General features: G+C 40.0%; 12 protein-coding genes and 1 tRNA gene. 7 read left to right on the top strand and 6 right to left on the bottom strand.

What is annotated here, in order from left to right; translation table 11 throughout:
- Positions 1–107: 107 nt before the first annotated feature.
- The gene (locus tag NSB03_RS08130; RefSeq protein ID WP_024988724.1) at positions 108–1,526 is read right to left on the bottom strand and encodes an ATP-dependent DNA helicase; all 1,419 of its coding nucleotides are present in this window, start codon (positions 1,524–1,526) and stop codon (positions 108–110) included.
- Positions 1,527–1,621: 95 nt separating this feature from the next.
- On the opposite strand from NSB03_RS08130, the gene NSB03_RS08125 reads away from it, so the two are divergent.
- From NSB03_RS08125 to NSB03_RS08115, 3 genes are read left to right on the top strand one after another with little or no spacing between them, the layout of a single operon-like run.
- Positions 1,622–2,308 (top strand): hypothetical protein, encoded by a 687-nt coding sequence (locus NSB03_RS08125; protein WP_024988723.1) that lies wholly within the window; start codon positions 1,622–1,624, stop codon positions 2,306–2,308.
- Complete coding sequence (locus NSB03_RS08120; RefSeq protein WP_024988722.1) at positions 2,308–3,078, top strand: DUF3822 family protein; 771 nt, start codon at positions 2,308–2,310, stop codon at positions 3,076–3,078. The genes NSB03_RS08125 and NSB03_RS08120 overlap by 1 nt, the downstream gene beginning before the upstream one ends.
- Positions 3,069–3,602 carry an RsmD family RNA methyltransferase gene (locus NSB03_RS08115; protein ID WP_024988721.1) on the top strand — a complete coding sequence of 178 codons (534 nt, stop codon included), beginning with the start codon at positions 3,069–3,071 and terminating at the stop codon, positions 3,600–3,602. The genes NSB03_RS08120 and NSB03_RS08115 overlap by 10 nt, the downstream gene beginning before the upstream one ends.
- Positions 3,603–3,626: 24 nt before the next feature.
- On the opposite strand, the gene cls is transcribed toward NSB03_RS08115, so the two are convergent.
- The 3 genes from cls to NSB03_RS08100 form a co-directional block, all read right to left on the bottom strand.
- Positions 3,627–5,066: a cardiolipin synthase gene (gene cls / locus NSB03_RS08110; protein ID WP_024988720.1), complete on the bottom strand. Its 1,440-nt coding sequence runs from the start codon at positions 5,064–5,066 to the stop codon at positions 3,627–3,629.
- Between the two features lie 130 nt (positions 5,067–5,196).
- Positions 5,197–8,007, bottom strand: a complete 2,811-nt coding sequence (locus NSB03_RS08105) for a TonB-dependent receptor (RefSeq protein WP_135038044.1) — start codon at positions 8,005–8,007, stop codon at positions 5,197–5,199.
- A gap of 83 nt (positions 8,008–8,090) precedes the next feature.
- Complete coding sequence (locus tag NSB03_RS08100; protein ID WP_024986868.1) at positions 8,091–8,495, bottom strand: hypothetical protein; 405 nt, start codon at positions 8,493–8,495, stop codon at positions 8,091–8,093.
- A 90-nt stretch (positions 8,496–8,585) separates the two neighbouring features.
- Here NSB03_RS08100 and aroB point away from each other — a divergent pair, with 90 nt between their 5' ends.
- A complete protein-coding gene (gene aroB, locus NSB03_RS08095; RefSeq protein ID WP_135038046.1) occupies positions 8,586–9,647 on the top strand; it encodes a 3-dehydroquinate synthase in 1,062 nt (353 codons plus the stop codon).
- Between the two features lie 339 nt (positions 9,648–9,986).
- On the opposite strand, the gene NSB03_RS08090 is transcribed toward aroB, so the two are convergent.
- Together NSB03_RS08090 and NSB03_RS08085 are read right to left on the bottom strand one after the other, a co-directional pair.
- A complete protein-coding gene (locus NSB03_RS08090; protein ID WP_024986867.1) occupies positions 9,987–10,307 on the bottom strand; it encodes a HigA family addiction module antitoxin in 321 nt (106 codons plus the stop codon).
- Positions 10,308–10,312: 5 nt separating this feature from the next.
- Positions 10,313–10,633, bottom strand: coding sequence for a type II toxin-antitoxin system RelE/ParE family toxin (locus tag NSB03_RS08085; protein WP_024986866.1), 321 nt, complete (start codon positions 10,631–10,633; stop codon positions 10,313–10,315).
- Between the two features lie 303 nt (positions 10,634–10,936).
- Between NSB03_RS08085 and NSB03_RS08080 the strand changes: the two genes are divergently transcribed.
- The 3 genes from NSB03_RS08080 (at position 10,937) to NSB03_RS08070 (ending at position 12,861) form a co-directional block, all read left to right on the top strand.
- A tRNA-Pro gene (locus NSB03_RS08080) sits at positions 10,937–11,011 on the top strand.
- A 56-nt stretch (positions 11,012–11,067) separates the two neighbouring features.
- Positions 11,068–12,288 carry an S-adenosylmethionine:tRNA ribosyltransferase-isomerase gene (locus NSB03_RS08075; RefSeq protein ID WP_120468896.1) on the top strand — a complete coding sequence of 407 codons (1,221 nt, stop codon included), beginning with the start codon at positions 11,068–11,070 and terminating at the stop codon, positions 12,286–12,288.
- Between the two features lie 54 nt (positions 12,289–12,342).
- Positions 12,343–12,861, top strand: a complete 519-nt coding sequence (locus NSB03_RS08070; RefSeq protein WP_024986865.1) for an NUDIX hydrolase — start codon at positions 12,343–12,345, stop codon at positions 12,859–12,861.
- Positions 12,862–13,173: the final 312 nt, after the last annotated feature.

Genomic DNA, 13,173 nt, shown 5'->3' with positions numbered 1-13,173 from the left:
AACTACAGACGGACGCGACAAGAAAAGCTGGGGTAAGAGCTATAATATTATGACTGAAGAGAATTTAAACAGGCTCTAACTGATTTCATGTTTGATATCCCAACCATCTATTCCATCTGCTCTTTCGGATAATTCACCAAATACAGTGTCTTCGTCGCCCGAGTGAAGGCGGTATACAACCACCGGAAATAATCGGGAGTCAGATACTCGTCCGTCATATACCCCTGATCTAAAAATACATTCTGCCACTGTCCGCCTTGCGCTTTATGACAGGTTATTGCGTATGCATATTTCACCTGTAAAGCATTGTAATGTGGATCGGCTTTCATCTTTTTCATCCGGTCTCTTTTGTTTGGAATATCTATATAATCCTCAAGTACCGTATAGAACAATCGGTCATTGTCTTCTTTCGACAATGCAGGTGAGTCCGAACGTAAGGTATCCAATAATAGATTCGCATCCAATTCAAAATCATTCTGGTCAGGAAATCTGAGAGTCACTTCCGCAAAGCGAAAACCATACATCTCCCGTGTCTTACGAACACGACGCACGACTGCAATTTCTCCATTGGCAATGAAGTCCATTTCCTTATATTTCTCTGTCCAGTAATAATTGTTCTTGGCAACCATTAACATATCTCCTGTATTCAATTCATCTTCCCGCCAAAGAATCTGAGCACGTATTCCGTTATTATATAGGTTCGCGCGTTTATTAGAACGGCAAATTACAATCGTTTCGTCCATTCCGTCATGGTCATAACAACTGTTCAGTTCGTCAATCAATTCCGTACCCGGCACTACCTTTATGTCGGGAAAACCTGTCACCTTTATCTTAGGCAAAGAGTAACATTCATCTTCCATAATCAATTGCCGCAACTGTGTAGCATTCCATAAAATACCGGACTCCTGTACTTGACGGACTACCTGAGTCAAATCGACCTCACGTACTTCAAGCCCATAGCCTTTCAACGCATCGGTAAAAAGCGCCGGACTCAACTCCTCTCCTACCGGGGGAAGCTGTGCCGTATCTCCCATCAACAAGAGTCGGCAACCTTGTCCCGAATATACGAATTGCACCAAGTCATCCAACAAACGTCCTGTGCCGAATACACTACCAGACAGCCCCTCATTTGAAATCATGGAAGCCTCATCGACAATAAACAATGTATTTGTAGACAGATTGTCATTGATTGAAAAATTACTCAACTCGTTGGAGAAGGACTGTTGTCTGTATATTTTCTTATGAATCGTAAAAGCCGAATGTCCCGCGTACACCGAAAAAACTTTCGCCGCACGCCCTGTCGGAGCCAACAAAACAGATTTTTGCTGCAACTGGTCCATCGTTTTCACCAAGGCTCCTACAAGAGATGTTTTACCTGTACCGGCGTAACCTCTGAGGATAAAAACTTCGTCCGTTGAAGTGGACAGAAGAAACTCTGAAAGAGATTTTACAGCAATTTCCTGCTCTAAAGTTGGTTGATAAGGAAAATTTTCCTTAATTTGCCTTTCTAAATAGTTATTTATCATTTTTGTACGAGAAAAAAGTTCCTTGAACTATCGTATTTAAATTTATTTATTCTATTTTTGCGATGCGAATATAACAACTAAAAACATAATTTATCATGAAAACAGTATTTAATATTGTATTAGCGCTCTGTGCTGTTGGACTTGTTTACATCTGCTACAACAGTATCATGGGGCCTATCAATTTTGAAAACGCAAAAAAAGACAGAGAAAAAGCAGTCATTGCCCGTTTGATTGACATCCGTAAAGCACAGCAGGAATACCGCACGCTTCACCACGGAATGTACACAGACAAATTTGACTCACTGATTGATTTCGTTAAAAATCAAAAGTTGCCGTTCGTTATGAAAATGGGACAGTTGACAGACAAGCAACTGGAAGACGGTTTGACAGAAAAGAAAGCTATGTCTATCATCAACAAAGCGAAGAAGACAGGCAAATATGACGAAGTAAAGAAATGGGGCCTTGAAGACTTCAAACGCGATACCATGTGGGTAGCCGTTATGGATACTATTTTCCCGAAAGGATTCAATGCAGACTCTATGAGATACATTCCTTACGGAGGCGGTGCACAGTTTGAAATGAATGTTAAGAACGATACTGCTAAGTCTGGTGCTCCTGTATTCCTGTTCGAAGTAAAAGCTCCGTACGAAACTTATCTGGGCGGACTTGACAAACAAGAAATCATTAACTTAAAAGATGTTCAGAGCAAATTGGGTAGATACTGCGGTTTGATGGTAGGTTCTATCGACACTCCGAACAATGGTGCTGGTAACTGGGAATAATGATTGATTTTACTAAATCAAAACAATATACTTTATCCATCCGTCTTAGTACGGATGGATTTTCTTTTTCTATCTATAACCCGATTCACGACGACTCTCTGTCAATCATAGAGAAAGAGATAGAATCTTCTCTATCCCTCACTGCCAACCTGAAAACAGTTTTCCACGAATCGGACTTCTTAAGCCACCCCTACAAACGAATGAATATCATGATGGCAGGCAAACGTTTTACGATTGTCCCATTAGATTTGTTTGAAGAGGAACAGGCCGAACTTTTGTTTTATCACAACCATCAGAAACGGGAGAACGAAACAGTAATCTACAACATTCTGCAAAAAAACAACCTTGTTGTCATCTTCGGTATAGACAAAAGTGCATACACTTTCCTGAAAGAACAATATCCCGAAGCCCGCTTCTACGCTCAATCTACCGCATTCATTGATTGTTTTTCCGGCAGAAGCAGATTGGGGAACAACAAAAAAATGTATGCCTCCATACGCCGGGACGGAATCGATATCTACTGTTTCGAACGAGGACACCTCCTTCTTGCCAACTCCTTTGAATGTACACACAAGGAAGACCGTATCTACTATCTGTTGTGCGTATGGAAACATTTAGAATTCAATCAGGAACGAGATGAGTTGCATCTCACCGGAATGCTTTCGGACAAAGAATTTCTGCTCAATGAATTGAAAAAGTTTATCTTGCAGGTATTCATCATGAATCCTGTTACTAATATTGACATGCAAGCCTTATTAACATGCGAGTAATCAGCGGTATATACAAACGAAGAAGATTTGACGTGCCACGAACGTTCAAAGCGCGTCCCACAACAGATTTCGCAAAGGAAAATCTGTTTAACGTACTCAATAACTACATTGATTTTGAAGAAGGGGTGAATGCCCTTGACCTGTTTGCCGGAACCGGAAGCATCAGTATCGAACTCGTTTCCCGAGGATGCGACCGCGTCATCAGCATTGAAAAAGAATCGGCTCACCATTCATTCATCACCAAAATCATGAAAGAGGTACAGACTGACAAATGTCTGCCGATACGCGGAGATGTATTCAAGTTTATCAAGAGCAGCCATGAACAGTTCGATTTTATCTTTGCTGATCCGCCTTATGCGTTAAAGGAACTGGAAACAATACCCGAGCTTATCTTTCAAAACAACCTTCTCAAAGAAGGAGGATTGTTTGTGCTGGAACACGGAAAAGATAACAACTTCGAAGAGAATCCGCACTTCATCGAAAGAAGAGTGTATGGAAGTGTAAACTTCTCCCTTTTCCGATAAGTCCGGTTAAATCCCTATTAAGAATTAGAGTAGCGGAGCTAACAAACGTATGATAGACTCCGCTGCCTTTTGTCTCCACGAACGTTTAACCCAGTTCTTCAAAAATATCTGTGTACTCTCACGCTGGTCTTGAAGGAATATTTCTTTCATTTCGAGTGCTGTATTCACATCATATATAAAAGCATTCACTTCAAAGTTATGCTCAAAACTGCGGAAGTCTACATTGGTAGAACCGACCGTAGAAAGCAGATCGTCCGAAACCATAAGTTTGGAATGCAAAAATCCTTTCTTATAGAAATAAACCTTCACACCTGCCTGCATCACGTCCGCCAGATAGGAACGTGAACCAAGATGGGTAATCCTGTTGTCGGCACGTTCAGGCAACATGAGACGTATATCCACTCCAGACAAAGCCGCAGTCTGCATAGCAGCCAGTATTTGCTCTGTCGGCAAGAAATAGGGTGTCTGCATATAGAAATACTTCTTGGCATTGGTTATCGCTACGGTCAGTCCCTGCATGATTTCCTTCCAAGGCCCGATAGGTTCACTGGTGACAATCTGCACCAATGAGCTACCACAAGAGTCAATCTTCGGGAAATAACGGGATGCTGTTATCAGCGTACGGTCTACAAAGTACCAATCGAGCAGGAAGGCTGTTTGTAAGCCATGCACTGCTTTGCCTTTCAGCATGATATGTGTATCACGCCAAATCCCCCAAGAGAAACCACGCATATAACGTTCTGCGAGATTCATTCCACCCACAAAGCCTACACACCCGTCAATAACAACAATTTTTCTATGGTTTCGGTAATTCACCTTACTGGTAAATAGGGGAAAACGTACTTTCAAAAAGCTACGCACCTCAATACCCGCATTACGCATTTCTTCAAAAAAACGATTGGGGACATGCCAGCATCCCACATCGTCGTAAATCACTCGTACTTCAACTCCTTGAGAAGCCTTTTCTATCAATACATCCCTTACCAAACGTCCGATAGCGTCATCCTCAAAGATGTAATATTCCATATGGATATGCTGCTTCGCTTTCTGGAGTTCACGCAATAATGATTGCAATTTCGTATAACCTTCGGTATAGACAGCTACGCGATTGCCTTCAAAAGGGAATGCTTGGTTGGTATGCTGAAACAGCTGGATAAGACGGGAATATTCATATTGGACTTCCGAACAATCCTGAGCCAGATATTCTGCCATCGGCTTCTTTAGTAAACGGTCGTAACTCTTCTGACCGATAATGCGTTCGCGACGTTGGCTTCGACCAAAGAAAAAATAGAAGACAAGACCTACGATAGGAAGGAAGAGTAATATCAGTATCCATGCCATAGTCTTAACAGGATTACGGTTGTCAAGAATGATAATGACAATCGTACCGATAATGGCTCCGAAATAAAGAATATCAAAAGCCACTGTTGCTATTTGGCTGAGTATATAGTTCCAATCAATCATAGGAATCTCCTTTCATACGGATACTAAACAACAAATATAGAGTAAATTATCGGATTAACAAAGAAGTCCTGGTGACAACTCTATCAATCGTTGCCGTCAGGACTTCCTGTTCATCCAGACTTTATATTGATTAAAAGCGCATGGGTCTACCACCGCCACCAAAACCATGTCCTCTTCTTGGGTCTCCTCCAAAGCCATGTCTATTACCAGCTTTTCCACCCAAAGTATTAAAACGATATACAAAATGTACCATGAAATAACTTCCCAAAGTATTGTATTCCGTATCACTCATCATTGTTTCACTAATAGAACGGGATAAATTAGTTTGTTGCTTCAAGATATCATAAATTTTAAAACGAATAGTCCCAGAGTTATTCTTCAAGAAATTCTTAGATATCTGGGCATTCCATAACACCTCATTATTATTTAATCCACCTGTGTATCCATCCTTAAACCGACAGTTTACATCCGTAGAAATAGATATCTGCCATGGAAGATTTACATTAGTATTAGCTCCTATATAATAATCAAACGTCTCGCGGTTACTATTTTCTTGCTTGCTATTTCGAACCAAATTATAATTGACCGAACCGCTTAAAGACAAATCAAACAGTTCACTACGGTAACTACTCGTAAAACGTTCGCCCAAAGCTAGATTATGCGTAGTACTTAACTCCTGATCTAAATTTTTATTATTTCCAACGCTTGTATAACTTACCGCATCACTATATCTGGCATTTGTATTAGATGAGATTGTAAATTTCTTATTTTTCAACGGAGTATTAAAAGAAAAATATCCTCTCGCCTGCCAATTCCCATTAACATTCTCCTTTTTATAAACCCGTGCACCTGTTTCAGGATCATACGTCATTTTATTAGCTACTGAATTCAGTGTATTTGAATAATATAAGTTAGCAGAATAACTACGCATAGCCTCTGGTACAAATTTTCTATAATCAAGTATAAAACTATTGTTGAATGAAGGCTTTAAGTTTGGATTACCATATCTCATATTCATTGGATCAGTAATATCAATCACCTCCTGTAAATCTTCAATATTAGGAGTGCTACTCCGTCCACGATAACGGAACATTAACACATGCTGTTTATTAAACATATAACGGAACATTATTGAAGGAGCCCAATTCAGCACATTTTGTTCAGGATAGTTTTTTTTGTAATTAGGACCGATAGTTGTTTTGCTTAAAGATGTTTGAGGAGTTAAGCCAACGCCAACACTATACATCATTTTAGGATGAATGCCACGCATAGAAACATTCGCAGTATGAGTATCATAAAAATTTTCCACACGCGTACTTAAATCATTATCATATCCGCGTTCCATGTATTCAGGATATGGATAACGATTAATGCTATCATATACTAATGCCTGTGACAATTGTTTACGATGAGCAAACTCATAACGCAATTGTAAGAAATGGTTCTTAAAAACAGGTTCAGTATAAGAAGCAGATATACTCCAATTACGGCTGTCACTATTACGATCTGTATATCTTGCAATTTCAGAAATACTATCCAACTCAAAAAACTCAGTGCTTGAATTAGAATAAGAATCTGATTCGCTATCACTATAGCCAAAACGTGCTCCTAAATACAAATTTCGCCCTTTATTATTCAACCTCCGAAAGGCCATCAAAGTACCATTAAAAGAAGCATTATGACTTTTAGAAGAAGAAGCAGCTTCCTTTTCATTAACAGGGCTATGCAAATTATTTTCCGTTTTTGACCAGGAACTATTACTTGATTCCGTCTGTGAGTAGCTACCATTGGGACGAAAAATTATTGTAGTCAATGTATCAGGACGCCATTCCAAACGAAAATCAACCCTAAAATCATGACGATTACGATTTGAATAGTTTTCACTCTGGGCAAAAGAAGAAGTTTCACCCAAGAATGTTTCTGAAGAAGTTTTACGACGGGCATCATTATCAGAATGTCCATACTGCACATTTCCTCCAATTTGAAATTTCTTTGTGTCTTTAGCAAAATTAATACCCAAAGATTGTGCCGTTGTAATACCAGAACCTGCATTTCCACCTCCTAATCCCTGTCCGGCATCACCAAATTCTGAAAAACCTTTGTTATTAGTATTATTAGCAGAACCAATTACAGAGATACTGGCATCATCTTTAAAACGGCTAACCATCACCCCACCTTCATATCGTTCTTGACTTCCATAGCCTGCAATCAAATTTCCAATCCATCCCTTCTTCATCCCTTTCTTCACTGTTAAATCCAAAACGGCTTCTTCCTCACCATCATCAATTCCTGTGATACGCGCCATATCACTTTTCTTATCATAGGCTTTTACTTTTTCAATCATATTAGCAGGCAAATTTTTCATTGAGACTTTAGGGTCATCCGAGAAAAATTCTTTACCATCAACCATAATCTTTTTAATTTCTTTTCCATTTATAGTGATCTTACCTTCATCACTAACTTCAGCACCAGGAATCTTCTTTACCAATTCTTCCAACATTGAACCTTCAGGTACAGGATAAGCAGCTGCAGAGTACTCTGTAGTATCAGCTTTTACAGTTACAGGAGGAGCTTCGGCAGTAATCACCGCTTCTTTCAACATGACAGCATCTGGTTGCAGTTCGATGTTTCCCATCTTTTTGTCGGGGACATTGACAGTCAACTGTACCGGTACGATTTTAGTCTGGAAGCCGATATAAGAAACTTTCAACACGTATTTCCCGGCTTTCACTTTGGGAAGAGTAAACCACCCTTGATTACTACTGGCTATACCAGCAGCATAAGCACTATCGGGCAACGACAACAATTGGACAGTAGCCTGTGCCGCGGGTTCCTTTGAATCGGATTCCACCACACGTCCCGAAACAGTAATCACCTTATTCTGCGCGAAAATTGAGAAGGTGAATAGCATCAACACCAACCCTGCAAAAAATCTCTTCATTTACCTAATTTACGATTATATTAGTAGCAATAACAATGTCTGTTTGACAAATAGAACCGCAAAAGGTTTAATTGGAAAGAAAATTATCTTTTAAAGAATCGTTCAACAAGCGCTTTTTTCAGACCAAACTCCACACAAAGCACATTAAAAATCAAGAAAGTAAGAAAAGAGGAAGTATCCACATTAATCACATCTCCTTGTATGACACGCCATAACATTCCCCCGAAGACGAAAAGAAAAGTCAGGAAAATGGCATTACGAACAGCCGAATTACGGATTCGCTCCGTTTCACGGCTCTCATCTTTGCTCAACGCAAAGATTATCAACAAGCATCCCGCCATCATCAGCAACTTTGTGCATTCCTTATAAAATAACAGATTATTATCGGTCACCATCCCCAGCATCAACAGGATGAAAGGTATAAACAGAGCTATCAACAGGACCACATATCCCAAAGGACGACAATATACAGGTAATAATGCTTTCATGATTGAATGATTGAATGTTTTAATGGGACAAAAGTAAATATAAAAAAGATATTTTACATACATTTGCAGAGTAAAAAAGCAAAAAGAATCATGAGTAAACAAGAAGTTATTCTCTGCGAAAGCTTGGAAACGAGCCTCGGTCGTGCCATTGAGCTATGTCCGCATGACAAATTATTCGTCCTCACAGACGAGCATACCCGGCATCTCTGCCTGCCTTCGCTGAAGGAAACCACCTTACTGAAAGATGCCGTTGAAATCTGTATCGGAGCTGAGGATGTACATAAAACGGTGGAAACACTTGCTTCTGTATGGATGGCATTAAGCACCCAAGGAGCTACGCGCCACTCTTTACTTATCAACCTCGGCGGGGGAATGGTGACGGATCTAGGCGGTTTTGCCGCAGCTACATTCAAACGTGGCATCTCTTATATCAACATACCAACCACCCTGCTGGCTATGGTGGACGCTTCCGTCGGCGGCAAGACAGGAATCAACTTCAACGGACTGAAAAATGAAATCGGTGCATTCGCTCCGGCAAGCAGTGTATTGATTGAAACGGAATTCCTGCGTACATTGGATACACACAATTTCTTCTCCGGATATGCTGAAATGTTGAAGCATGGGTTGATTAGCAATACGGCACATTGGGCAGAATTGCTCAAATTCGATTCCTCTAGTATTGATTATGCAGCTCTCAAACAATTGGTAGGTCGATCGGTACAAGTGAAAGAAGACATCGTAGAGCAGGATCCCCTCGAACATGGAATCCGCAAAGCATTAAATCTGGGACACACCGTAGGACATGCGTTCGAAAGTATGGCACTGGCTGAGAACCGTCCTGTATTACATGGATATGCAGTAGCTTGGGGAATTGTGTGCGAACTGTATCTTTCTCATCTCAAAGTAGGTTTCCCGAAAGAGAAAATGCGGCAAACGATCCAGTTTATCAAGGAGAATTATGGCGTATTTACCTTCGACTGCAAAAAATACGACCAATTGTATGCTTTTATGACGCATGATAAAAAGAATACTTCAGGTACTATCAATTTCACCTTACTGAAAGATATCGGAGACATTTGCATCAATCAGACTGCCGATAAGGACACTATCTTCGAAATGCTCGACTTCTATCGCGAATGTATGGGAATTTAACCCATCCTACATCAGATATACCGCATAATAAAAGGGAATGAAATAGACTTCATTCCCTTTCTCTTCCATCACTACTTCTGCATCCGCAATTCGGGATGTAGCTCAGCCCGGTAGAGTACGCGTTTGGTGGAATTGAATAAGATTACCGATAACAATTTCATAGAACAATATAAATCAATGAGTTAAGTTATTACTTAGCTCCCTATTTTTTTACCTGCGAATATCCTACGAATAAGGTTTTCGGGAAACTTGGCTTAATTAATCCTATTATTGCGGTCTGTTAGGTGTAGTTTGCACTGTTGCATTGAAGAGTTTACAGGTGCGCTTTGTGTATCCACTTTAAAATACGGCTGCTATCTTCTTTATATTATTCAACTTTTCAAGCAAAGAATTATTCTTTCGTGCCACTTGTATATTATAGTCTGTTTGCATTCTTACCAGCAAATCGGCATTGATACCTAAAGCCGCCTCTAAGAACAAAGCAAACTCAGTGGTTATTGGTCGTTTTGCATTTAACGTCTCATTTAAAGCGGAATAAGACAAACCAAACTTCTTTGCAAAGTCCTTTTGTTTTATGCCTCTGCATTCCAATTCTTCCTTAACCAGTTCTCCCGGATGGTAGGGACGGAATGATTGTAAATTGTTCGCTGTTATACTCATAGTTCCTATTTATAATGATTCGTAATATCTACCAAAGAACATATTTCTACAACTGTTTGATTGCCTGCATTGGTAATTTCCCGAAATTCCAACCTATATTGGTCATTGATACGCAAAGAGGAAATCCCTTTTTTATCACCTTTCAACTTTTCATAGTTCAAAGCTCTATATTGATATAAATCTTCCATTCGGGAAGCATTCAATAGAGCCTTAACACACTTCAAATAGCCATTGATTATTTGAGGCTGAAATCGATGTTTCTTATCATCGGTCTTTCCTTTTTCGTAAAGTTCTACCAAATACTCTTTTTCAAATTCTACATTCATGCATTTGTTCTTTGATAATACAAAGATAACATATAATTGTAAAATTCGCAATATTAGCGAATTATTTCTTATCTATTGTAATAAAACGAGGCTTTTTGCATGTATTTTGCACTATATAGGATATAAAACAACCACCGAAGTTGCCTCATTGCTATTTAGAATCTTATCTAAATAGCACTTGACCGTATGAATGTATAACACTAATAATAAGCAAGATAAATCATTTGCAACAGACATATATATATATTTTACAACGATTTATTTGTAGATTTAAAATAAAGCACTACCTTTGCATCCGCAATTCGGGGTGTAGCTCAGCCCGGTTAGAGTACGCGTCTGGGGGGCGTGTGGTCGCTGGTTCGAATCCAGTCACCCCGACTGGTTAAAGAGGTTAGAAACCGAATGGGTTCTAACCTCTTTTTATTTTGAAAACAATGAAAGAAGATCCTAGACATATCCATATCAGTGAATACAATTATCCTCTTCCGGATGAACGTATTGCAAAATTCCCGTTGCCTACCCGCGACCAGTCCAAACTCTTAATATACCGTCGTGGAGAAGTCAGTGAAGATGTTTTCACTTCTTTGCCGGAATATCTGCCGCAAGACAGCCTGATGATATTCAATAATACGAAAGTCATCCAGGCACGCCTCCATTTTCGAAAAGAGACGGGAGCACTGATCGAAGTGTTTTGTCTTGAGCCGATCCAGCCAAACGATTATGTCTTGAATTTCCAACAGACAGCACATGCCGCCTGGCTTTGTATGATCGGCAATCTGAAGAAATGGAAAGACGGACGGTTGAAACGCGAAATGACCGTCAAAGGATTCCCTATTACCCTGACCGTTACCCGAGGAGAATGTAAAGGAACCAGCCATTGGGTAGATTTTGCATGGGATAATCCGGAAGTGACGTTTGCCGATATCCTTGAAGTATTCGGAGAACTTCCTATTCCTCCTTACTTAAACCGGGATACAGAAGAAAGTGACAAGGAGACCTATCAGACTGTTTATTCTAAGATTAAAGGTTCGGTAGCTGCGCCCACGGCGGGATTACATTTCACTCCACGAGTATTGGATGCACTTCAAGAGAAAGGGATTGATCTTGAAGAATTAACCCTACATGTAGGAGCAGGCACATTCAAACCTGTAAAAAGTGAAGAAATCGAAGGTCACGAGATGCACACGGAATATATATCGGTTAACCGGAGCACCATCAAAAAACTGATTGACCACGACGGTCGTGCTATTGCAGTAGGGACTACTTCTGTACGAACTCTAGAAAGTCTGTATCACATTGGAGTCACATTGGCTGAAAATCCATACGCTACGGAAGAAGAACTGCGTGTCAAACAATGGCAGCCTTATGAAAAGTACGACCAGATTCCTCCCGTTGTTGCGCTGCAAAAGATATTAGGATATCTCGACAGGAATGGTTTGGAAACCCTTCACACCAGTACACAGATTATCATAGCACCAGGATACAATTATAAAATAGTGAAAGCGATGGTTACTAATTTCCATCAGCCACAAAGTACCTTGCTGCTTTTGGTTTCAGCTTTTGTAAAAGGGAATTGGCGCACTATTTATGATTATGCACTGGCGCATGACTTCCGGTTCTTAAGTTATGGAGATTCTTCTTTATTAATACCATAAAATATTCTCCTCTCCGAAAGATTTTACCCAATTTTACCCAATATAAAAGACACTATGCCAAGCGATAATAACCAGGAAATGTTCCCTATCGTAGACGAACAAGGAAATATCACCGGAGCCGCCACTCGCGGAGAATGTCACAGTGGTAGCAAACTGCTTCATCCGGTGGTTCACCTTCACGTATTCAATGCCCAAGGAGACATCTACTTACAGAAACGTCCCGAATGGAAAGACATTCAACCAGGAAAATGGGATACGGCTGTGGGCGGACATATTGATTTGGGCGAAAGTGTAGAAATCGCCCTAAAGAGAGAAGTCCGTGAAGAATTAGGCATCACAGACTTCACCCCCGAGCTTCTCACCAGTTATGTTTTTGAATCCAGCCGTGAAAAAGAGCTTGTTTTTGTCCACAAAACCGTTTATGAGGAAGAAATCCACCCCAGCGACGAACTGGACGATGGACGATTTTGGAAGATCGAAGAAATAAAAGAAAATCTGGGTAAAGGAATCTTCACTCCCAACTTCGAAGAAGAGCTGAAAAAAGCCTCTCTTATTCCTTCTCTGCCCAAGTAATAATCTATCCAAGTAATAATCTTTTCAAATAGCAGACTTTCTTATAAATTAGGGAAGTACACAACTAATACCAAAGAAGTACAGTGAGGCAAAGTTTCCCTATTAACAAGAGAAGTATTCCCAGTTAACAGGGAAAAGATTCCCTATTAGTAGGGAAAGTATTCCCACATTTTGCGGGAATAAATTCCCATAATATGAGGGAATACTTTCCCACAATATATGGGACAAATGAAAGATGTAACAGAAGTAAACGAAGATTGCATAGTTTCATTGATTCATTACTATTTCCGATACACTATGAGAAATGAATGC

The sequence above is a fragment of the Bacteroides acidifaciens genome, assembly GCF_024623065.1.
GTDB classification, from domain to species: domain Bacteria; phylum Bacteroidota; class Bacteroidia; order Bacteroidales; family Bacteroidaceae; genus Bacteroides; species Bacteroides acidifaciens.
This window is presented reverse-complemented; position numbering and strand designations above follow the sequence as displayed.